This window comes from Diaphorobacter sp. J5-51 (assembly GCF_001023515.1).
GTDB classification, from domain to species: Bacteria; Pseudomonadota; Gammaproteobacteria; order Burkholderiales; family Burkholderiaceae_C; genus Diaphorobacter; species Diaphorobacter nitroreducens.
The window spans coordinates 24,394-46,101 of the sequence record NZ_JSYI01000072.1 but is presented as its reverse complement, the minus strand read 5'-3'; the positions used below and the strand labels follow the sequence as shown (position 1 = coordinate 46,101).

20 protein-coding genes and 1 tRNA gene are annotated in these 21,708 nt (G+C 66.2%); 19 read left to right on the top strand and 2 right to left on the bottom strand.

Annotation, left to right across the window (positions count from 1 at the left end):
- The first annotated feature begins 44 nt into the window (after window positions 1-44).
- The 4 genes from pepN (at window position 45) to OX89_RS09600 (ending at window position 5,085) form a co-directional block, all read left to right on the top strand.
- Window positions 45-2,753: an aminopeptidase N gene (gene pepN, locus OX89_RS09615; RefSeq protein WP_047350476.1), complete on the top strand. Its 2,709-nt coding sequence runs from the start codon at window positions 45-47 to the stop codon at window positions 2,751-2,753.
- Between the two features lie 11 nt (window positions 2,754-2,764).
- Window positions 2,765-3,784 (top strand): class 1 fructose-bisphosphatase, encoded by a 1,020-nt coding sequence (locus OX89_RS09610; RefSeq protein WP_011805916.1) that lies wholly within the window; start codon window positions 2,765-2,767, stop codon window positions 3,782-3,784.
- Window positions 3,785-3,795: 11 nt separating this feature from the next.
- Window positions 3,796-3,871 (top strand) — tRNA-Thr (locus OX89_RS09605).
- A gap of 233 nt (window positions 3,872-4,104) precedes the next feature.
- Window positions 4,105-5,085: a DNA ligase gene (locus tag OX89_RS09600; protein ID WP_052952260.1), complete on the top strand. Its 981-nt coding sequence runs from the start codon at window positions 4,105-4,107 to the stop codon at window positions 5,083-5,085.
- A 110-nt stretch (window positions 5,086-5,195) separates the two neighbouring features.
- Here OX89_RS09600 and OX89_RS09595 read toward each other — a convergent pair whose 3' ends face one another.
- Window positions 5,196-7,565 carry an arginine/lysine/ornithine decarboxylase gene (locus OX89_RS09595; RefSeq protein ID WP_047350452.1) on the bottom strand — a complete coding sequence of 790 codons (2,370 nt, stop codon included), beginning with the start codon at window positions 7,563-7,565 and terminating at the stop codon, window positions 5,196-5,198.
- Window positions 7,566-7,733: 168 nt separating this feature from the next.
- Between OX89_RS09595 and OX89_RS09590 the strand changes: the two genes are divergently transcribed.
- The 11 genes from OX89_RS09590 to tolA all read left to right on the top strand — a co-directional run bounded on the left by OX89_RS09590 (window position 7,734) and on the right by tolA (window position 15,783).
- A complete protein-coding gene (locus OX89_RS09590) occupies window positions 7,734-8,165 on the top strand; it encodes an NfeD family protein (RefSeq protein ID WP_011805919.1) in 432 nt (143 codons plus the stop codon).
- A gap of 78 nt (window positions 8,166-8,243) precedes the next feature.
- On the top strand, window positions 8,244-9,158 hold the full coding sequence (locus tag OX89_RS09585) for an SPFH domain-containing protein (RefSeq protein ID WP_011805920.1): 915 nt from the start codon (window positions 8,244-8,246) through the stop codon (window positions 9,156-9,158).
- An 81-nt stretch (window positions 9,159-9,239) separates the two neighbouring features.
- A complete protein-coding gene (locus tag OX89_RS09580; protein WP_011805921.1) occupies window positions 9,240-9,533 on the top strand; it encodes a 2Fe-2S iron-sulfur cluster binding domain-containing protein in 294 nt (97 codons plus the stop codon).
- 258 nt (window positions 9,534-9,791) lie between these two features.
- A complete protein-coding gene (ribBA, locus tag OX89_RS09575) occupies window positions 9,792-10,913 on the top strand; it encodes a bifunctional 3,4-dihydroxy-2-butanone-4-phosphate synthase/GTP cyclohydrolase II (RefSeq protein WP_047350451.1) in 1,122 nt (373 codons plus the stop codon).
- A 3-nt stretch (window positions 10,914-10,916) separates the two neighbouring features.
- The gene (ribH, locus tag OX89_RS09570) at window positions 10,917-11,381 is read left to right on the top strand and encodes a 6,7-dimethyl-8-ribityllumazine synthase (RefSeq protein ID WP_047350450.1); all 465 of its coding nucleotides are present in this window, start codon (window positions 10,917-10,919) and stop codon (window positions 11,379-11,381) included.
- Entirely contained in the window at window positions 11,378-11,911 is a 534-nt protein-coding gene (nusB, locus tag OX89_RS09565) for a transcription antitermination factor NusB (RefSeq protein ID WP_011805924.1), read from the top strand. Before ribH ends, nusB begins: the two co-directional genes overlap by 4 nt.
- A 93-nt stretch (window positions 11,912-12,004) precedes the next feature.
- Complete coding sequence (locus tag OX89_RS09560; RefSeq protein ID WP_047350449.1) at window positions 12,005-13,189, top strand: pyridoxal phosphate-dependent aminotransferase; 1,185 nt, start codon at window positions 12,005-12,007, stop codon at window positions 13,187-13,189.
- A gap of 19 nt (window positions 13,190-13,208) precedes the next feature.
- On the top strand, window positions 13,209-13,634 hold the full coding sequence (locus tag OX89_RS09555) for a YbgC/FadM family acyl-CoA thioesterase (protein WP_011805926.1): 426 nt from the start codon (window positions 13,209-13,211) through the stop codon (window positions 13,632-13,634).
- Window positions 13,631-14,332 carry a protein TolQ gene (gene tolQ / locus OX89_RS09550; protein ID WP_047350448.1) on the top strand — a complete coding sequence of 234 codons (702 nt, stop codon included), beginning with the start codon at window positions 13,631-13,633 and terminating at the stop codon, window positions 14,330-14,332. The genes OX89_RS09555 and tolQ overlap by 4 nt, the downstream gene beginning before the upstream one ends.
- Window positions 14,333-14,345: 13 nt before the next feature.
- On the top strand, window positions 14,346-14,771 hold the full coding sequence (locus OX89_RS09545; protein ID WP_047350447.1) for a biopolymer transporter ExbD: 426 nt from the start codon (window positions 14,346-14,348) through the stop codon (window positions 14,769-14,771).
- A 22-nt stretch (window positions 14,772-14,793) separates the two neighbouring features.
- Window positions 14,794-15,783, top strand: a complete 990-nt coding sequence (tolA, locus tag OX89_RS09540; protein WP_047350446.1) for a cell envelope integrity protein TolA — start codon at window positions 14,794-14,796, stop codon at window positions 15,781-15,783.
- Window positions 15,784-15,897: 114 nt separating this feature from the next.
- On the opposite strand, the gene OX89_RS09535 is transcribed toward tolA, so the two are convergent.
- Window positions 15,898-17,229 carry an MFS transporter gene (locus tag OX89_RS09535; protein WP_047350445.1) on the bottom strand — a complete coding sequence of 444 codons (1,332 nt, stop codon included), beginning with the start codon at window positions 17,227-17,229 and terminating at the stop codon, window positions 15,898-15,900.
- 311 nt (window positions 17,230-17,540) lie between these two features.
- Between OX89_RS09535 and cyoA the strand changes: the two genes are divergently transcribed.
- From cyoA to cyoD, 4 genes are all read left to right on the top strand, one after another.
- The gene (gene cyoA / locus OX89_RS09530; RefSeq protein ID WP_011805931.1) at window positions 17,541-18,590 is read left to right on the top strand and encodes a ubiquinol oxidase subunit II; all 1,050 of its coding nucleotides are present in this window, start codon (window positions 17,541-17,543) and stop codon (window positions 18,588-18,590) included.
- Between the two features lie 61 nt (window positions 18,591-18,651).
- Window positions 18,652-20,658 carry a cytochrome o ubiquinol oxidase subunit I gene (gene cyoB / locus OX89_RS09525; protein ID WP_047350444.1) on the top strand — a complete coding sequence of 669 codons (2,007 nt, stop codon included), beginning with the start codon at window positions 18,652-18,654 and terminating at the stop codon, window positions 20,656-20,658.
- Window positions 20,651-21,286, top strand: coding sequence for a cytochrome o ubiquinol oxidase subunit III (gene cyoC, locus OX89_RS09520; RefSeq protein WP_047350443.1), 636 nt, complete (start codon window positions 20,651-20,653; stop codon window positions 21,284-21,286). The genes cyoB and cyoC overlap by 8 nt, the downstream gene beginning before the upstream one ends.
- Complete coding sequence (gene cyoD, locus OX89_RS09515; RefSeq protein ID WP_047350442.1) at window positions 21,287-21,706, top strand: cytochrome o ubiquinol oxidase subunit IV; 420 nt, start codon at window positions 21,287-21,289, stop codon at window positions 21,704-21,706.
- Window positions 21,707-21,708: the final 2 nt, after the last annotated feature.

The window sequence follows — 21,708 nt, the reverse complement described above, 5'->3', positions numbered from 1 at the left end:
GGCGTGCAAACGCGCCCGCACAGATTGGAAAGCCCATCGCCATGATGAGAGAAGGACAAGCCATCGCCATCCACCGTGCCGACTACGCGGCCCCCGCGTACTGGATCGACACGGTGGATCTCACCTTTGACCTGGACCCGGCCAAGACCCGCGTGCTGAGCCGCCTGCGCGTGCGCCGCAATGCCGACGTACCCGCGCAGCCGCTGCGCCTGGATGGCGACGAGCTGAACCTGGCGCGCGTGATGGTCAACGGCGCCGGCACCTCGTTCAAGCTGGACGGCGGCCAGCTGGTGCTGGAAAACCTGCCGGAGGGCACCGAGCCCTTCGAGCTGGAGATTTTCACCACCTGCGCGCCCGCCAAGAACACCCAGCTATCGGGCCTGTACGTGAGCCAGGGCACCTTCTTCACGCAGTGCGAGGCCGAGGGCTTTCGGCGCATCACCTACTTCCTGGACCGCCCCGACGTCATGGCCAGCTACAGCGTGCTGCTGCGCGCCAGCAAGGCCGACTACCCCGTGCTGCTGTCCAACGGCAACCTGGTGGACAGCGGCGAGCTGGAAGACGGCCGCCACTTCGCCAAGTGGGTGGACCCGCACAAGAAGCCCAGCTACCTGTTCGCCCTGGTGGCCGGCAAGCTGGTCGCGCGCGAGCAGAAGATCAAGAGCCGCGCGGGGCGCGAGCATCTGCTGCAGGTGTACGTGCGCCCGGGCGACCTGGAGAAGACCGAGCACGCCATGAACTCCCTCATGGCCAGCATCGCGTGGGACGAGGCGCGCTTCGGCCTGAGCCTGGACCTGGACCGCTTCATGATCGTCGCCACCAGCGACTTCAACATGGGCGCCATGGAAAACAAGGGCCTGAACATCTTCAACACGAAGTACGTTCTGGCCAGCCAGGCCACGGCGACGGACGTGGACTTCGCCAACATCGAGTCCGTAGTGGGCCACGAGTACTTCCACAACTGGACAGGCAACCGCGTCACCTGCCGCGACTGGTTCCAGCTGTCGCTCAAGGAAGGCCTCACCGTCTTTCGCGACCAGGAATTCAGCATGGACATGGCGGGCAGCCCGTCCGCGCGCGCCGTCAAGCGCATCGAGGACGTGCGCGTGCTGCGCACCGTGCAGTTCCCCGAGGATGCGGGCCCCATGGCCCACCCCGTGCGGCCCGACAGCTATGTCGAGATCAACAACTTCTACACCGTCACAATCTACGAGAAGGGCTCCGAGGTGGTGCGCATGCAGCACAACCTGGTCGGGCGCGACGGCTTTGCCAAGGGGCTGAAGCTGTACTTCGAGCGCCACGACGGCCAGGCCGTGACCTGCGACGACTTCGCCCAGGCCATGGCCGACGCCAACCCCGGCAGCCCGCTGGCCCAGCACCTGGAGCAATTCAAGCGCTGGTACTCCCAGGCAGGCACGCCGCGCGTGAAGGCCGTTGGCCAGTACGACGCCGACGCACGCCGCTACACGCTCACGCTGTCCCAAAGCTGCCCCGCCACGCCGGGCCAGCCCGACAAGCTGCCCTTTGTGATCCCCGTGACGCTGGGCCTGGTGGGCACCGACGGCCGCGCGCTGGCACTGCAGCTGGACGGCGAAGCCGCGGCGGGCGCTCCGGAGCGCACCGTGGTGCTGACCGAGGGCGAGATGACGCTCACCTTCACAGGGGTGGACGTGCCGCCCGTGCCCTCGCTGCTGCGCTCCTTCAGCGCACCGGTGGTCCTGGACTGCGAATACAGCGACGCCGAGCTGCTCACCCTGCTGGCGCACGACAGCGATGCCTTCAACCGCTGGGAAGCCGGCCAGCGCCTGATGCTGCGCATCGCTATCAATGCGATAGCTGATGGCGCTTTACTGGCGGGCGTAAACGGCCAGATCGGCCAGAACCTCCTGCCCCAGCCGCTGGTGCAGGCCATGCGCGACGTACTGCGCCACCCCACGCTGGACGCGGCCTTCAAGGAACTGGTACTGACCCTGCCGTCCGAGGGCTACATCGCCGAGCAGCTGGACACGGTGGACCCGCAGCGCGTGCATGCCGTGCGCGAGGCGCTGCGCGAGCAGCTGGCCCTGGCGCTGCGTGACGACTGGGTCTGGGCCTGGGAGGAGCACCACGCCACGGGCGGCTACCGCCCGGATGCCGTGTCGGCGGGCCGCCGCGCCCTGGCCGGCCTGGCCCTGGGCATGCTGTGCCTGGCCGCGCGTTCCAGCGGCGACGTCGTGTGGCCCGGCAAGACCTACCAGCGCTTCAAGGACGCGGGCAATATGACCGACCGCTTCAACGCGCTGGCGGCGCTGGTCGGCAGCGGCCACGAGTTGGCGGCGCCCGCGCTGGCGCGCTTTCATGCGCTGTTCAAGGACGACGCCTTGGTGCTGGACAAGTGGTTCGCGCTGCAGGCGGGCGCGCCCGACCGCGGCGGCCAGGTGCTGCCGGCCGTGCGCCAGCTCATGAAGCACCCGGACTTCCACATCAAGAACCCCAACCGCGCGCGCAGCGTGATCTTCAGTTACTGCAACGGCAACCCCGGGGGCTTTCACCGCACCGACGCCGCCGGCTACGTCTTCTGGGCCGACCGCGTGCTGGAGCTGGACAGTCTCAACCCCCAGGTGGCCGCCCGCCTGGCGCGCGCGCTGGACCGCTGGAAGAAGCTCGCCGAGCCTTACCGCACGGCCGCCCACGAAGCCATCTCCCGCGTGGCCGCCAAGTCCGACCTCTCCAACGACGTGCGCGAAGTCGTCACCCGCGCCCTTGCCGATTAAGAAAGGCCTCCATGACCGAACGTATCAGCCTCACCCGCTACCTTGTCGAGCAGCAGCGCGTCCATGGCCGCATCCCCCCGCAGCTGCGCCTGCTGGTGGAGGTGGTTGCGCGCGCCTGCAAGCGCATCAGCTTCGCCGTGAACAAGGGCGATCTCGGCGACGTGATGGGCACCGCCGGAACCGAGAACGTTCAGGGTGAGGTGCAGAAGAAGCTGGACATCATTGCGAACGAGGTGTTGATCGAAGCCAACGAATGGGGCGGGCATCTGGCTGCGATGGCGTCTGAGGAGATGGATGGGATCTATGTGGTGCCCAACCGCTTTCCCCAGGGCGAGCACCTGCTGATGTTCGACCCCCTGGACGGTTCGTCCAACATCGACGTCAACGTGAGCATTGGCACCATTTTCTCGGTGCTGCACAAGCACCATGACGATCCCACCACCGACGAACCCGTCACCGAAGCCGACTTCTTGCAACCCGGCCACCAGCAGGTCGCCGCGGGCTACTGCATCTATGGTCCGCAGACCACGCTGGTACTCACCGTGGGCGACGGCGTGGCCATGTTCACGCTGGACCGCGAACAGGGCTCCTTCGTGCTCACGCGCGAGAACATCCGTATTCCCGAAGACACCAAGGAATTCGCGATCAACATGAGCAACATGCGCCACTGGGATGCGCCCGTGCGCCGCTACATCGACGAATGCCTGCAGGGCAAGGAAGGCCCGCGCGGCAAGGACTTCAACATGCGCTGGATCGCCAGCATGGTCGCCGACGTGCACCGCATCCTGATGCGCGGCGGCATCTTCATGTACCCCTGGGACAAGCGCGAGCCAAACAAGCCCGGCAAGCTGCGCCTGATGTATGAGGCCAACCCCATGGGCTGGCTGGTCGAGCAGGCCGGCGGCGCCGCCACCAACGGCCGCCAACGCATCCTGGACATCCAGCCCGCCCAGTTGCACGAACGCGTGAGCGTGATCCTGGGCTCAAAGAATGAGGTCGATCGCGTAACAAGTTACCACTCCGGTATATAATGTGAGTCTTCGCCGGAGTAGCTCAGTCGGTAGAGCAGCTCATTCGTAATGAGAAGGTCGCGTGTTCGATTCATGTCTCCGGCACCACAATGAAAGCCCCTGATTTGCAAGAGTCAGGGGCTTTTGCTTTGGCGGAGTGCATGGGAAGTCCGCCGCTCTCGGAGAGTTGGACCATCCGTTGCGGCTTCTCTGCCATTCACCCTCCGCAGCGCAAAGCCGACTTAAAGACCCCTTCGACCTCTAGCGAGCATCCAGCAAGCGCTGACCGCTATATTTTTTGCATCGCCGACAATCCAGAGTTCCTGAATCCGGACCCTGCCATGCTCCTTGCGACGCACTTCGCACTGTTGGCCCTCCGACGCTGGGCCTGGCTACTGGCCGTAGCTGCTTGTGTAGGAGCAGCAAACGCGCAGCCGGCTGCTGCCCTGGAGTCGCCCTCCTCCGCGGACCCGGCGGCGCACTCGCCCACGCTGGCGCAGCATTACCACCCGGGCGTGATGGTCGCGGACTATTGGGTGAGCGAAAAATACGACGGTGTGCGCGCCCTCTGGACCGGTCAGCAACTGATCAGCCGGCAGGGCCTGCCCATCCGGGCGCCAGCGTGGTTCACCGCCGGCTGGCCGCCGGTACCGATGGATGGCGAACTGTGGGCCGGCCGCGGCCAGTTTGCCGCCGCGCAGGCGGCCGTGGCGCAGGCCACGCCCGACGATGCCCGGTGGCGCGCGCTGCGGTACATGGTGTTCGACCTGCCGCGCGCGCCGGGCGGTTTCGGCGAGCGCCTGCCCCTGCTGCGCCGCACCGTGGCCCATCTGGGCCAGCCGTGGGTCCAGCCTGCAGCGCAATGGAGGGTGTCCAGCCACACGGAACTGATGGGGCAGTTGCACCGGCTGGAGAAGGCCGGCGCCGAGGGACTGATGCTGCGCCGGGACGACGCGCCCTACCGTGGCGGGCGCAGCGATGATCTGCTCAAGCTCAAGACCTTCGAGGATGCGGAGGCCGTGGTGGTAGGGCAAGAGCCCGGACGCGGCAAATACGCGGGCCAGACCGGCGCGCTGCTGGTGGCGCTGCCCGACGGCCGGCGCCTGCGCTTGGGCAGCGGCCTGCCGGATGCGGTGCGGCGCAATCCACCGCCGGTGGGCACCGTGGTGACCTACCGCTTCAACGGCACCCACGCAAGCGGCTTGCCGCGGTTTGCGCGCTTCTGGCGAGTGCGCGCCCACGCGCCCTCCGCGGCCAACGCAGCCGCTGCCGGCGGGCAGGCCAATCTGGAGCCCGGCCCAGCAAGAAACAGAGGTAAATGAGGCTCTAGCACACACCCAGCAAGCGCTGCCAGCTATCAAAACAAAAGCAAAAGGGGCGGTCGCCCGCCCCTTTTCAGCCCGCCCCTCCTGCGAGAGGCGCTGCCGGCACTTCAGATGGTGCGGCCAAACGGGCCGTCGCTGCCCACCTGCACCAGCGACTCAGGGTCGTTGGCGCGGGGCTTGCGGCTGCCGCCCGTGCCCTGCGCCACGCAGTCGGCGTAATAACGCACGTTGCCGTTGTCGTCCTCGATCTCCACCAGGCCGTGGATGTCGGTCTCAAACCCCGGGCAGAGCTTGGAGAACTCGCGCGAGAACTTGAGGTAGTCCACGATCTTCTTGTTGAACACCTCGCCGGGAATCAGCAGCGGAATGCCCGGCGGGTACGGCGTGATCAGGCTGGTGGTGATGCGGCCTTCCAGGTGGTCGATCTCCACGCGCTCGGTCTTGCGCTGCGCGATGTGGGCATAGGCGTCGCTGGGCTTCATGGCCGGCGTGAGGTCCGAGAGGTACATCTCGGTCGTCAGGCGGGCGATGTCGTACTTGGCGTACAGCTGGTGCACATGCTGGCAGAGATCCTTCAGGCCCATGCGCTCGTAGCGCTTGTGCTGCTGGCAGAACTCGGGAAGGATGCGCCACATGGGCTGGTTCTTCTCGTAGTCGTCCTTGAACTGCTGCAGCGCGGCCAGCAGCGTATTCCAGCGGCCCTTGGTGATGCCGATGGTGAACATGATGAAAAACGAGTACAGGCCCGTCTTCTCCACCACCACGCCGTGCTCGGACAGGTATTTGGTGACGATGCTGGCCGGAATGCCGGTCTTGTCGAACTTACCGTCCAGGTTCAGGCCGGGCGTGACGATGGTGGACTTGATCGGGTCCAGCATGTTGAAGCCGTCGGCCAGCGCGCCGAAGCCATGCCACTTGCTCGCGCCGTTCTTCTTGCCCTTGGCGTCGCCGCGGATGATCCAGTCGTCTGCGCGGCCCACACCCTCGTCGGCGAGCTTGTCGGGGCCCCAGACCTTGAACCACCAGTCGTCCTTGCCGAACTCGTCCTCCACCTTGCGCATGGCGCGGCGAAAGTCCAGGGCTTCGACCAGGCTTTCCTCCACCAGGGCGGTGCCGCCGGGCGGCTCCATCATGGCCGCAGCCACGTCGCAGCTGGCGATGATGCTGTACTGCGGGCTGGTCGAGGTGTGCATCAGGTACGCCTCGTTGAACAGGTGGCGGTCCAGCTTGGTGGTCTGGCTGTCCTGCACCAGCACATGGCTGGCCTGGCTGATGCCGGCCAGCAGCTTGTGGATGGACTGCGTGGCGTACACCACCGATTGCTTGGGCCGCGCGCGCTTCTTGCCCATGGCGTGGTAGCTGCCGTAGAACGGGTGGAAGGCCGCGTGCGGCAACCAGGCCTCGTCAAAGTGCAGGTTCTCCACGTAGCCGTCGAGCATGCTCTTGATGGTCTCGGTGTTGTAGAGCACGCCGTCATAGGTGGACTGCGTGAGCGTCAGCACGCGCGGCTTGACCTGCGTCGCATCCACGCCCTTGAGCAGCGGGTTGGCGCGAATCTTGGCCTGGATGGCCTCGGGCTCGAATTCGCTTTGCGGGATCGGGCCGATGATGCCGAAGTGGTTGCGCGTGGGCTTCAAGAATACGGGGATGGCCCCGGTCATGATGATGCCGTGCAGTATGGATTTGTGGCAGTTGCGGTCCACCACCACCACGTCGCCCGGCGCCACCGTGTGGTGCCAGACGATCTTGTTGGACGTGCTGGTGCCGTTGGTGACAAAGAAGCAGTGGTCGGCGTTGAAGATGCGCGCCGCGTTGCGCTCGGATTCGCCAATGGCGCCGTTGTGGTCCAGCAGTTGGCCCAGTTCTTCCACGGCATTGCAGACGTCCGCGCGCAGCATGTTCTCACCATAGAACTGGTGGTACATCTGGCCCACGGGGCTCTTGAGGAACGCCACGCCGCCCGAGTGGCCCGGGCAGTGCCAGCTGTAGGAGCCGTCTTCCGCGTAATCCAGCAGCGCCTTGAAGAATGGCGGCTGCACGCCCTCCAGGTAGCTCTTGGCCTCGCGGATGATGTGCTTGGCCACGAACTCGGGCGTGTCCTCGAACATGTGGATGAAGCCGTGCAGCTCGCGCAGGATGTCGTTGGGCAGGTGGCGCGCGGTCTTGGTCTCGCCGTGCACGTAGATCGGCACGTCGGCGTTCTTGCGGCGTACCTCTTCGATGAAGGCGCGCAGGCTGTGCACGATGGGGTCTTGCCCCGTGCCCAGCGTGAATTCCTCGTCGTCGATCGACAGGATGAACGCGCTGGCGCGGCTTTGCTGCTGGGCGAACTGCGACAGGTCGCCGTAGCTGGTCACGCCCAGCACCTCGAAGCCCTCGGCCTCGATGGCCTGCGCCAGCGCCCGAATCCCCAGGCCGGAGGTGTTCTCTGAACGATAGTCCTCGTCGATGATGACGATGGGAAAGCGAAATTTCATGCGCTGCCTCCGATGACCGGGCCAAAAAAACGAAAGAGGCGCGCAGTGTAAGGAATATGCGTGCTATCCCTATGAACACCGCAGCATTTCGCCCAGAATCCATCGACTTGGAAACAACACCGCGCCGCCCGCCGGCGCGCACCCGACAGAGAGGGAAGGAGAAAACACATGAATCTGGACGCATCCACGCTCTGGTGGCTCATGGCCGGGGTGGCCGTGGTGGCCGAGCTGCTCACCGGCACCTTTTACCTGCTGATGCTGGCCGTGGGCCTGGCGGCCGGCGCACTCGCGGCCCACGCGGGCCTGGGCAACACGGCGCAGATCCTGGTGAGCGCACTGGTCGGGGCCGGCACCGTGCTGGGGGCCTACGTCAAGCGCCGCAGCCGGCCGGGCGAGCCGTCCGCGCGGGCCGACCGCAGCGTGAACCTGGACGTGGGCGAGACGGTGTTCATCGACGCCTGGCAGCCCGACGGCACAGCCGTCGTGAAGTACCGCGGCGCGAGCTGGACCGCCATCCACCGCCCGGGCATCACGCCCGCCACTGGCCCGCACCGCGTGGCCGAACTGGTGGGCAACCGCCTGCTGGTGGATCCGCTGTAGTCATCCGGAACCGGGGGCGGCCTCGCTACCATCCGCCCTGCCCTTCACCGCCGCACGCGGCACAGAAAGAAAAACCTCATGGAAATCGCCATCATCCTCTTCGTCATCGCGGTGATCTTCATCGCGCGCGCCGTCAAGATCGTGCCGCAGCAGCATGCCTGGGTGAAGGAGCGCCTGGGCAAGTACGCCGGCACGCTCACGCCGGGGCCGAAGTTCATCATCCCGTTCGTCGACCGCATCGCCTACAAGCACAGCCTGAAGGAAATCCCCCTGGACGTGCCCAGCCAGGTCTGCATCACCAAGGACAACACCCAGCTGCAGGTGGACGGCATCCTGTACTTCCAGGTGACCGACCCCATGCGCGCCAGCTACGGTTCGTCCAACTACATCACCGCCATCTCGCAGCTGGCCCAGACCACGCTGCGCAGCGTGATCGGCAAGCTGGAGCTGGACAAGACGTTCGAAGAGCGCGACATGATCAACGCCCAGGTGGTGCAGGCCATCGACGAAGCGGCGCTGAACTGGGGCGTGAAGGTGCTGCGCTACGAGATCAAGGACCTGACGCCGCCCGCCGAGATCCTGCGCGCCATGCAGGCCCAGATCACCGCCGAGCGTGAAAAGCGCGCGTTGATTGCCGCTTCGGAAGGCCGCCGCCAGGAACAGATCAACATCGCCACCGGCGAGCGTGAGGCCTTCATCGCCCGCTCCGAGGGCGAAAAGCAAGCCGCCATCAACAACGCCCAGGGCGAGGCCGCAGCCATCACCGCCGTGGCCGACGCCACCGCCCAGGCCATCGAGCGCATTGCCGCCGCCATCCGCCAGCCGGGCGGCGAGCAGGCCGTGCAGCTCAAGGTCGCCGAAAAGGCCGTGGAGGCGTATGGCAAGGTGGCCGCGGACGCCACCACCACGCTCATCGTGCCCAGCAACATGACCGAGGTATCCGCACTCGTCAGTTCGGCCATGAAGATGATCCAGACGCAGCAGCGCAGCTGACCCAACGCTTTCGCTCTTTTTTTTATAGCTACCAGCGCTCACCCCACAAGCGCTGGAGCCACTTTTTGCTTAGAACTTCGCATGAATTCCCCCGTAGCCCCCTTCTTCACGGCCCGCGTGGGCGACGACGGCACCCAGTGCGATGCCTGGCCCGAGCAGCCGCTGCTGCTGTCGCTGGAGCAAGGCGGTATCGACTGGCCCAGCTCCTGCCGCAACGGCACCTGCCGCACCTGCATCGGCGTGCTGGCGGAGGGCGAGGTGCGCTACGCCATCGACTGGCCGGGCCTGACGGCAGAAGAAAAGGCCGAGGGCTGCGTGCTGCCCTGCGTGGCCTATCCCGTGAGCGACGTGAAGCTGGAGGCCCCCGCCATCTGAGCCCTGTGCCGCGCTCCGCGCACCGGTACGGTTGAGGCAGCGCAACCTGCGGCCCGCTTGCCCCCACCTGCGGCAGACTTACCGCGGCGGCGCGCGGACAACGGCCCGGCGGCGCGACTAGAATTGGCCGCTTCGGGACCGCGCGTCCCTCCTCCGTGCGGCAGGGGCCGCATCGCCGTTCTTTGGGGGCACGCCCGTTGCCCGCCCGCCGGGGAACGCACACCGCCCCGGCCCGCATGGCCCATCCGAAAGCCCTGCATGACAACCCCCCTCACGCCCGCGCCCATCTCGCCCGTCCAGGACATCGTGGCCGAGTTGCGCGCCGGCCGCATCGTGATCCTCGTCGATGAGGAAGACCGCGAGAACGAAGGCGACCTCGTGATCGCCGCGGACCATGTCACGCCCGAGGCCATCAACTTCATGGCGCGCTTCGGCCGCGGCCTGATCTGCCTGACCCTCACGCGCGAACGCTGCGAGCGCCTGCGCCTGCCGCCCATGGTGGCGCGCAACGGCACCAAGATGGGCACCGCCTTCACCGTCTCCATCGAGGCGGCCGAGGGCGTGACCACCGGCATCAGCGCTGCCGACCGCGCGCGCACCGTGCAGGCCGCCGTGGCCGCCAACGCCCAGGCTGCCGACCTGGTGCAGCCCGGCCACATCTTCCCGCTGCAGGCGGTGGATGGCGGCGTGCTCATGCGCGCCGGCCACACCGAGGCCGGCTGCGACCTGGCCGCCATGGCCGGCTGCAGCCCCTCCGCCGTGATCTGCGAGGTGATGAAGGACGACGGCACCATGGCCCGCCTGCCGGACCTGCAGCTGTTCGCGGCCGAGCACGGCATCAAGATCGGCACGATCGCCGACCTGATCGAATACCGCAGCCGCACCGAGTCGCTGGTGCACAAGGTGGCTTCGCGCCAGATCACCACGGCGTTCGGCGAGTTCACCATGCACGCCTTCCGCGACGAGCCGAGCCAGGCCGTGCACCTGGCCCTGGTCAAGGGCCAGTGGGACACCGCCGAGAGCGTGCCCGTGCGCGTGCACGAGCCCTTGTCGGTGCTGGACCTGCTGGAAGTGGGCCGCGGCATGCACTCGTGGAGCCTGGACGCCAGCCTGCAATACATCCACCACCACGGCCAGGGCGTGGCCGTGCTGCTGAACTGCGGCGAGAGTGCCGAGCAACTGCTGGAGCAGTTCGAAGGCACGGCCCGCGCCGCCCAGGCGCCCGAGCGCGGTCGCATGGACCTGCGCACCTACGGCGTGGGCGCCCAGATCCTGCGCGAAGTGGGCGTGGCCAAGATGCAGCTCATGGGCCAGCCGCGCCGCATGCCCAGCATGGTGGGCTATGGACTCGAAATCACCGGCTACATCCCCAAGGAATAAGACATGTTTGGCGCAGACAAAGGAACCGCGGACAAGCTCGATGGCAAGAAGCTGCACATCGGCATCGTGCAGGCCCGCTTCAACGAGAACATCACCAACACCCTCGCCGCGGCCTGCCGTGCAGAGCTGCTGCGCCTGGGCGTGCAGGAAAAGCACATCCGCCACGTGCTGGTGCCCGGCGCGCTGGAAGTGCCCGTGGCGCTGCAGGCCCTGGCCGAGCGCGACGAGTACGACGCGCTGATCGCGCTGGGCTGCATCATCCGCGGCGAGACCTACCACTTCGAGCTGGTGGCCAACGAATCCGGCGCGGGCGTGACCCGCCTGGCCCTGGACTACCAGGTACCGATCGCCAACGCCATCATCACCACCGAGAACCTGGAACAGGCCCTCGCCCGCCAGACCGAAAAGGGCGTGGACGCGGCCCGCGTGGCCGTGGAAATGGCCAACTTGCTGGAGGAGCTGTCGTGACCGATTCCACCCACCCCACGCCATCCGCGCGGCCGCCGCGCCAGCCGCGCACCGGCACCACCGGCACGGGCGCGCGCAAGGCCGGCTCCAAGTCGGGCCGCAGCCGCGCGCGCGAGTTCGCCCTGCAGGCGCTCTACCAGCACCTGGTAGGAGGCAACGACGCCACCGCCATCGACGTGTTCACGCGCGACCTCTCGGGCTTTCACAAGGCCGACGCGGCGCACTACGACGCGCTCCTGCACGGCTGCATCACCACCGCCCAGTACATGGACGAGCTGATCGCACCCCAGCTGGACCGCAAGATGAGCGAGATCTCGCCCATCGAGCATGCGGTGATGTGGATCGGCGTGTACGAATTCCAACATTGCCAGGACGTGCCCTGGCGCGTGGTCATCAACGAGTGCATCGAGCTGGCCAAGGAGTTCGGCGGCACCGACGGCCACAAGTACGTCAACGGCGTGCTCAACGGCCTGGCGCCGCAATTGCGCGCCACCGAGGTCGCGGCCGACAAGGCCGCCGCCCGCGGCTGAAGGCCCCGCCCTCTTGCGCCGCTTCGCATTGTTCGTTCCCTCAGCGCACCCGCCGCTGGCCTCAGCCGGCGGGTGCCTGCACGTTGCATCGCCATGAAGTTTTCCACCCGCGCCGAGCGCATCGAACCCTTTTACGTGATGGAAGTGGCCAAGGCCGCCCAGGCCCTTGCGCGCGAGGTCGCCGGCACCCGCGAGCCGATGATCTTCCTGAACATCGGCGAGCCCGACTTCACCGCGCCCCCGCTGGTGGTGGAGGCGGCCGACCGCGCGGTGCGCAGCGGCGTCACGCAGTACACCAACGCCCTGGGCCTGGAGGCGCTGCGCGAGCGCATCAGCGGCTGGTATGCCGAGCGCTTTGGCGTGGATGTGCCGGCGCGGCGCATCGTGGTCACGGCCGGCGCATCGGCCGCGCTGCAGCTGGCCTGCCTGGCGCTGATCGACGCGGACGACGAGATCCTGATGCCCGACCCCAGCTACCCCTGCAACCGCCACTTCGTGAGCGCGGCGGAAGGCAAAGCGGTGCTGATCCCCACCACGGCCGAGGAGCGCTTCCAGCTCAGCGCCGCCAAGGTCGAGGCCGCATGGGGTACCAAGACACGCGGCGTGCTGCTGGCATCGCCCTCCAACCCCACGGGCACCTCGATCGCGCCCCATGAGCTGCGCCGCATCCACGATGTGGTGCGCGGCAAGGGTGGGCTCACGATCATCGACGAGATCTACCTCGGCCTGTCCTATGACGACGCCTTCGGCCAGACGGCGCTGGCGCTGGGCGAGGACATCATCAGCATCAACAGCTTCAGCAAGTACTTCAACATGACCGGCTGGCGCCTGGGCTGGATGGTGGTGCCCGAAGCCATGGTGCCCGTGGTGGAGCGTCTGGCACAGAACCTGTTCATCTGCGCCAGCACGGTGTCGCAGCATGCGGCGCTGGCCTGCTTCGAGCCGGACAGCATCGCCGAGTACGAACGCCGCCGCGCAGAGTTCAAGGCGCGGCGAGACTACTTCATCCCCGCACTCGATGCACTGGGCCTCACGGTGCCGGTGCAGCCCGATGGCGCCTTCTACGCCTGGGCCGACTGCACGCAGGCCGCCGAGCGCCTGGGCGTCGCCGGCAGCTGGGACTTCGCCTACGAGCTGATGCGCCGTGCCCACCTGGCCATCACGCCGGGGCGCGACTTCGGCACGGCCGACACCCAACGCTTCGTGCGCTTTTCCACGGCCAACTCCATGGCGCAGTTGCAGGAAGCGGCGGCGCGCCTGCAGCGCCTGATCGGCTGACCCCTCCAGGCGTGCCAGCATGGCTTTCGAGTGGCCCGTTCGCATTTACTGGGAAGACACCGATGCCGGCGGCATCGTGTTCTATGCCAACTATCTCAAGTTCTTCGAGCGCGCGCGCACCGAGTGGCTGCGCTCGCGGGACCTGGGCCAGCAACGATTGCGGGAACTCACGGGCGGCATGTTTGTCGTAACCGACGCACGCCTGCGCTACCTGCGCCCCGCCCGCCTGGACGATGAACTGATTGTTACCGCCAGCCTGCGCGAAGGGGGCCGCGCTTCGCTCACAATCGAGCAGCAGGCGCTCTTGAAACCAGAGCAGATGATCCCCGACTCTCCCCCCGCACTGCTGTGCGAAGGCACCATCCGCATCGGCTGGGTGGATGCCGCCACCATGCGCCCTGCACGCATTCCGGGGTCCCTTTTGGAACGACTCTCCTCATCATGAATTCCCAAGACATGTCCATCTTGAGCCTGGTGCTCAATGCCAGCTGGGTGGTGCAGCTGGTGATGCTGCTGCTGCTCGCGGTTTCCGTGGCCAGCTGGGCCGCCATCTTCCGCAAGCTGTTCGCACTCAAGCGCGTGAAGGCCCTGAACGAAGACTTCGAGCGCGACTTCTGGTCGGGCACCAGCCTGAATGACCTGTACGCCAGCGCCACGCACAACGCAAAGAGCGCGGGCCCGATGGAGCGCATCTTCGCCAGCGGCATGCGCGAATACCAAAAGCTGCGGGAACGCCGCATCAGCGACCCCGGCACACTGCTGGACGGCGCGCGCCGCGCCATGCGCGCGAGCTTCCAGCGCGAGATGGACGTGATCGAGTCCAGCCTCTCGTTCCTCGGCTCGGTGGCCTCGGTGTCGCCCTATGTGGGCCTGTTCGGCACCGTCTGGGGCATCATGCACGCCTTTACCGGTTTCGCCGGCATGGAGCAGGTAACGCTCGCCACGGTGGCGCCCGGCATCGCCGAAGCGCTGGTGGCCACCGCCATCGGCCTGTTTGCCGCCATTCCCGCCGTGATTGCGTACAACCGCTTCGCACGCGACATCGACCGCGTGGCCATCCACCAGGAGACCTTCATCGAGGAGTTCTCCAACATCCTGCAGCGCAACCTGGGCGCTCAGCCCGGTTCGCCCTCGGGACACTGAAGGGAAGAACGGCATGCCCGCAATGGCCTCGCGCAGCGGTACGCGCCGCCGCTCCATGAACGAGATCAACATGGTGCCCTTCATCGACGTGATGCTGGTGCTGCTCATCATTTTCATGGTGACGGCGCCCATGCTCACGCCCAGCTCGGTCAACGTGCCGTCCGTCGGCAAGGGCGCCAAGGTGCCCAAGACGCGGGCGGACGTCATCGTGGACAAGGACGGCAGCATCCGCTTCAAGGCCGACGGCAACGAGCGCACCGTGCCCCTGCAAAACCTGGGCGCCACGGCCAAAAACTGGCTCAAGGACCAGCCCGAGGACACGCCCGTGCTCATCAGCGCTGACAAGAACGCGTCGTACGACTCGGTGATGAAGGCCATGTCGGCGCTGCAGGGCGCGGGCGTTGCGCGCGTCGCACTGGCCGTCAAGAGCGGCGGCTGACCCGCACAAAACCGCCATTCGCATGCACGCTACCGACGACCGCGACCAGTTTGCCCCGCCCCGCCCGCCCGCGCGCCTGCGTGCCGTCGCGCTGGCAGTGCTGGCGCACACGGCGCTCATCGGCGCGCTGACATGGGGCGTGAACTGGAAGAGCAGCGCAGACCAGCCAGCGGTAGAGGCCGAGCTGTGGGCAGCCGTGCCCCAGCAAGCCGCGCCACGCGCCGCAGAGCCACCGCCACCGCCCAGCCCGACACCTGAGCCCGCACCCGCGCCGACACCTGCGCCCCCGCCGCCTCCACCGCCACCACGGCCGGAGCAGGCCGACGCACGCGAGGCCGACATTGCCCTTGAGCGCGAAAAAAAGCGTTTGCAAGAAGAAAAGAAAAAGCGCGAGCAAATGGAGCGCGAAAAACGCGAACGTGAACGCGAGCGGCAGGCACAGCTGGAGCAGGAAAAGAAAGAAAAAGAGCGCCTGCAAAAAGAGAAGGAAAAAGCCGAACGCGAAAAAGCCCAGCGCGAGAAGGAGCAGCGCGAAAAACAGCTGGCCGAGCAAAAGAAGCTGGAGCAGCAAAAGGCCGAGCAGGAAAAACAGAAAAAACTGGCCGAGGACAAACGCAAGGCCGCCGAAGAAGCCAAGCGCGTGGAAGCCATGCGCCAGGACAACCTGCGCCGCATGATGCAGGGCGTGCCAGGCGCCACTGGCGGCGAGTCTGCCACCGGCACGGCGCTGCGCAGCGCGGGCCCGTCGGGCGGCTACGGCGGCAAGGTGGCGGCCAAGGTCAAGCCCAACATCGTCTATCCGGACACCATCTCCGGCAACCCGCGTGCCGAGGTCGAAGTGCGCGCCGCACCGGACGGCACCATCGTCGGCACGCGCATCATCCAGTCCAGCGGCAACAAAGCCTGGGATGACGCCGTGGTGCGCGCTCTACAGCGCACCGAGACCCTGCCGCGCGACGTGGACGGCCGCGTGCCCTCATCGCTGGTGATCGGCTTTCGGCCCAAGGATTGATCAGCCAGGCAGGTCGCTGTCAGCGGCTGGCCTGCATGTATTTAAGCCAAAACAGGCCCCAGCCCTTATGCAACAAGCGCTGGCAGCTATTGTTCTTGATAATGCCCAGCCCGTTCAGGCGCGCCGCTCAATCATGCGGTTGATGCGCAGCGCGCCCAGCGTGCACACCACGCCTGACAGCAAATACAGCGTCACGGCACCCAGGCCAAAGCGCGCCGACAGCCCCAGCGCCACCAGCGGCGCAAAGGCCGCACCGATCAGCCACGCCAGGTCGGACGACAGCGCCGCGCCGGTGTAGCGGTGCTGGGTGGAGAAGTTGGCCGTCACCGTGCCCGATGCCTGGCCGTACGACAGGCCCAGCAGCACGAAGCCCAGCAGCAGGAACACCGTGCCGCCCACCGCGCCACCGCCCAGCAGCCAGGGCGTGGCCAGGCTGAACAGGCCAATCAGCACGGCCATGGAGCCCAGCAGGTTGCGCCGGCCCATGCGGTCGGCCAACCGCCCCGACACCGCCACCGCGCCGATGGCCAGGAATGCGCCGGCGATCTGCACGCACAGCACCTCGGCCATGGAGCGGTCGGAGAACAGGGCGAACCACGACAGCGGGAACACCGTCACCACGTGAAAGAGTGCGAAGCTGGCCAGTGCCGTAAAGGCGCCCAGCACCACATTGCTCCCCTCTTCGCGCATCACGCGGGCCACGCCCACGGGCTCCAGTTCCTTCTCTTGCAGCAATTCGGCATAGGACTGCCCCACCACCAGGCGCAGCCGCGCAAACAGCGCCACCACGTTGATCGCAAAGGCCACGCAGAACGGGTAGCGCCAGCCCCAGGCCAGGAATTCTTCGCTGGAGAGGCTGCCGTACAGGTAGGCGAACAACCCGGCGGCCAATGCAAACCCCACGGGCGCGCCCAGTTGCCCCACCATGGAATACCAGCCCCGGCGCTCCGGCGGTGCGGCCATCGCCAGCAGCGACGGCAGCCCGTCCCAGGAGCCGCCCAGCGCCAGCCCCTGGCCGAAGCGCAGCACCGCCAGCGCCCCGGCGGCTGCCAGCCCCGCCACCTGGTAGCTGGGCAGGAAAGCCATGCTCACCGTACAGCCGCCCAGCAGGAACAGCGCCAGCGTCAGCTTGGTGCCGCGCCCCCAGCGCCGCTGCACGGCCATGGAGATGGCGGTGCCCAGCGGCCGGGCGATGAAGGCGATGGCAAAGATGGCAAAGGCCATGAGCGTGCCGTCCAGCCGCGACATGAAGGGGAACAACAGCGACGGGAAGACCAGCACGCAGGCGATCCCGAATACGAAGAAGTCGAAATACTCCGACGCGCGCCCGATGATCACGCCCACGGCGATCTCGCCCGGGGTGACGTCTTCGTCGGTGTGCGCGCGCGACAGCGATGCCGCGCTCTCGGGGCCGTAAACGGGGTATGCGACGGAACCGCTACTCATGACCGTACTCCTTGGCTTTGCAGACACAGCTCCGTTCTACACGCAAGCCCCGCGGTCAACAAGTACGCTTACACTGACGTCCCGCGCGGGAAAACCCTCACGCCCAGTCGGCCATCCGCGCCGCCATGGTCGCGCCCGCAGGCCGCATCCGGCCTGCCATCACGCCATAAGTTTGACCCTGGACAAAATGTCCAATCGACAAATGCGCTAGGCGTATTACATTCGTCTCCGTCCAGTAATTCGCGTTTACACCTAGCGCCGCGCCCGCCCGCGCGACGCAAGGCCGTGCACGCTTTTTGACACGCCTAGCAATGCTCCAACTGAAGAAACTCCGCGGGCCCACCTGGCTCGCCGCGGCTTTGGCCGCAGCCAGCCTGGCTGGTTGCAGCAAGGCCGTCGTATTGAACCCGGCGGGTGATATCGCTGCCCAGCAGGGCAACCTGGTGGTGACTGCCACGGTGCTGATGCTGATCGTCATCGTGCCGGTGATCCTGCTGACGCTGCTGTTCGCCTGGAAGTACCGCCAGGGCAACACCGACGCCGAGTACGACCCCGACTGGCACCACTCCACCTCGCTGGAGTTGGTGATCTGGAGCGTGCCGCTGATGATCATCATTGCCCTGGGCGCGCTGACCTGGATCGCTACCCACAAGCTGGACCCCTACCGCCCCCTGGACCGCATCGACGCCCAGCGCGCGCTGGCCGCCGACGTCAAACCGCTGGAAGTGCAGGTGGTGGCCATGGACTGGAAGTGGCTGTTCTTCTACCCCGAGCAGGGCATTGCCACGGTGAACGAGCTGGCCGCGCCAGTGGACCGCCCGATCCTGTTCAAGCTCACCGCCACATCGACCATGAACGCGTTCTATGTGCCGGACCTGGCCGGCATGATCTACGCCATGCCTGGCATGCAGACCGAGCTGAACGCCATCATCAACAAGCCCGGCGTGTTCCATGGCCTTGCCTCGCACTACAGCGGCCCCGGCTTCTCCGGCATGACCTTCAAGTTCCACGGCCTGAGCGATGCCGAGTTCGCCCAGTGGGTGGACAAGGCCAAGACCGAAGGCAAGCCCCTGGACAAGACCACCTACCTGCAACTGGCCAAGCCCAGCCAGCGCGACCCCGTGCAGCGCTTTTCTACCGTGGAAACGGGCTTGTACGGCAAGGTGCTCAACCGCTGCGTGGAAGACGGGCAGATGTGCATGCACGACATGATGGCTATCGACGCGCTCGGCGGCGAAGCCTTCGTCAAAGCCAATGGTCTGACGCTGCCGCAGGACGTATGCACCGCAGGCAACGCGCCACAGATCCTGGCCGCGCTGCAGCCCGCAGCCGCCCTCCCCGAGGCCACCACCCAACAGTGAATTTGACGGACCCGACGCGGGCGCCAAGCCGGCGCCGGGCCCATTAGCCAAGAGATTCGATATGTTGTCTGAACAAACTACCCCAGCCCACTGGCTGTTGGGCCGCATCACCTGGGACTCGATCCCGATGGCGCACGAGCCCATCGTGCTGTGGACCTTCATCGCGGTGGTCCTGGGTGGCATCGTGATGCTGGCCGGCCTCACCAAGTTCCGCCTGTGGGGCCCGCTGTGGCGTGACTGGATCTGCTCCATCGACCACAAGAAGATCGGCATCATGTACATGATCCTGGGCCTGGTCATGTTCCTGCGCGGCTTCGCCGACGCGGTAATGATGCGCCTGCAGCAGGCCATGGCCGTGGGCGAGAGCATGGGCTACCTGCCGCCGCACCACTACGACCAGATCTTCACGGCCCACGGTGTGATCATGATCTTCTTCGTGGCCATGCCCTTCGTCACGGGCCTGATGAACTACCTCGTGCCGCTGCAGATCGGCGCGCGCGACGTGTCGTTCCCTTTCCTGAACAACTTCAGCTTCTGGATGACCACCGGCGGCGCCGTGCTGGTGATGATCTCGCTGTTCCTGGGCGAGTTCTCCACCTCCGGCTGGCTGGCGCTGTCCAACCTCGGGGCGCAGGACCCTGGCGTGGGTCTCGACTATTACATCTGGGGCCTGCAGATTGCGGGGGTGGGCACCACCTTGTCGGGCATCAACCTGATCGTCACCATCATCAAGATGCGCGCGCCGGGCATGAACCTGATGAAGATGCCCGTGTTCACCTGGACCGCGCTGTGCACCAACGCGCTGATCGTCGCCTCGTTCCCCGTGCTGACGGCCGCGCTGGTGCTGATGTCGCTGGACCGCTATATCGGCACCAACTTCTTCACGAACGACCTGGGGGGCAACTCCATGCTGTACGTGAACCTGATCTGGATCTGGGGCCACCCCGAGGTCTACATCCTGGTGCTGCCGGCCTTCGGCGTGTTCTCCGAGGTCGTCGCCACGTTCTCGCGCAAGCGCCTGTTCGGCTACACCTCCATGGTGTACGCCACGGTGTGTATCACCATCCTGTCGTACCTGGTGTGGCTGCACCACTTCTTCACCATGGGCTCGGGCGCCACGGTGAACACCTTCTTCGGCATCACGACGATGATCATCTCGATCCCGACGGGCGCCAAGATCTTCAACTGGCTGTTCACCATGTACAAGGGCCGCATCCGCTTCAGCGTGCCCATGCTGTGGACGGTAGGCTTCATGTGCACCTTCGCCATCGGCGGCATGACCGGCGTGCTGCTGGCCGTGCCCCCGGCCGACTTCGTGCTGCACAACAGCCTGTTCCTGGTCGCGCACTTCCACAACGTGATCATCGGCGGCGTGGTGTTCGCCGTGTTCGCTGCCATCAACTTCTGGTTCCCCAAGGCCTTCGGTTTCCGCCTGATCGAGTCCTGGGGCAAGGCATCGTTCTGGTTCTGGCTGACTGGCTTCTGGGTCACGTTCACGCCGCTGTACATCCTGGGCCTGATGGGCATCACGCGCCGCGTCAACCATGTGGAAGACGCTTCGCTGCACATCTGGTTCATCATCTCCGCGGTGGGCGTATGCCTGATCGCGGCGGGCATCGCCTGCTTCTTCATCCAATTGTTCGTGAGCTACATCAAGCGCGACCAGCTGCGCGACGTGACCGGCGACCCCTGGGACGGCCGCACGCTGGAGTGGGCCACCTCCTCGCCCCCGCCGCAGTACAACTTCGCCTTCACGCCCGTGGCGCACGAGATCGACGCCTGGTGGGACATGAAGAAGCACGGCTACAAGCGCCCGTTGACCGGCTTCCAGCCCGTCCACATGCCCGCCAACACTGGCGCCGGCGTGGTGATCGCCGCGCTGTCCACCGTGTTCGGTTTCGCCATGATCTGGCACATGTGGCCGCTGGCGATCGCCTCGTTCGCCGCGACCGTGCTGGCCTCGATCATCCACACCTTCAACTACAAGCGTGACTACTACATTCCGGCAGCCGAAGTGGCCGCCACGGAAGACGCACGCACCAAGCAGCTTGCCGCAGCCCATGTCTAATACGCACACCCTCCAAGCGGGCGGCACCGCCGCCCTGGCACCGCGCGAGTACCACCTCGCGCATGAGCCCCACCCCGAGAACGGCACGTCCCTGGGCTTCTGGCTCTACCTGATGAGCGACTGTCTCATCTTCGCAGCGCTGTTCGCCACGTACGGCGTGCTGGGCCGCAGCTACGCTGCGGGCCCCACGGGCGCGCAGCTGTTCGACTTGTCTCTGGTAGCCATCAACACGGCCTTCCTGCTGACGTCGTCCATCACCTTCGGCTTTGCCATGCTGCAAAAGCAGGCGGGCAACGCGCGCGGCACGCTGACCTGGCTGGCCGTCACCGGCCTGCTGGGCCTGGCCTTCCTGGGCGTGGAGCTGTATGAGTTCGCACACCTGATCCACCAGGGCGCGACACCCCAGCGCAGCGCGTTCCTGTCGGCCTTCTTCACGCTGGTGGGCACGCACGGACTGCACGTGACCTTCGGCCTGATCTGGCTGGTGACATTGATGATTCAGATCAGCAAGCACGGCCTGATCCATGAAAACAAGCGCCGCCTGAACTGCCTGTCCATGTTCTGGCACTTCCTGGACGTGGTCTGGATCGGCGTCTTCACCTTTGTGTACCTGATGGGGGTGCTGTAAATGAGCGCACACGAAATTCACGCCGGCCACGACGACCATGGCCACGACCATGACGACCTGCACGTCACCAAGGGAGACTACGTCAAGGGCTTCATCCTCGCCGTGATCCTCACCGTGATTCCCTTTGCCCTGGTGATGGCCGACGTGATCCAGAGCCGCACCACCGCCGTGCTGGTGCTGGGCATCTTCGCCATGGTCCAGGTGGTGGTGCACATGGTGTACTTCCTGCACATGAACGGCAAGATCCAGGGCGGCTGGACGATGCTGTCCACCATCTTCACCATCGTGTTCCTGGCAGTGACCATCATCGGCACGTTGTGGGTCATGTTCCACATGAACGCCAACATGATGCCCGCGCACGCCAACCCCATGGCCGCACAGCACCAGGGCAGCGAGGCACACCAACCGAAGGCGCCTTGACC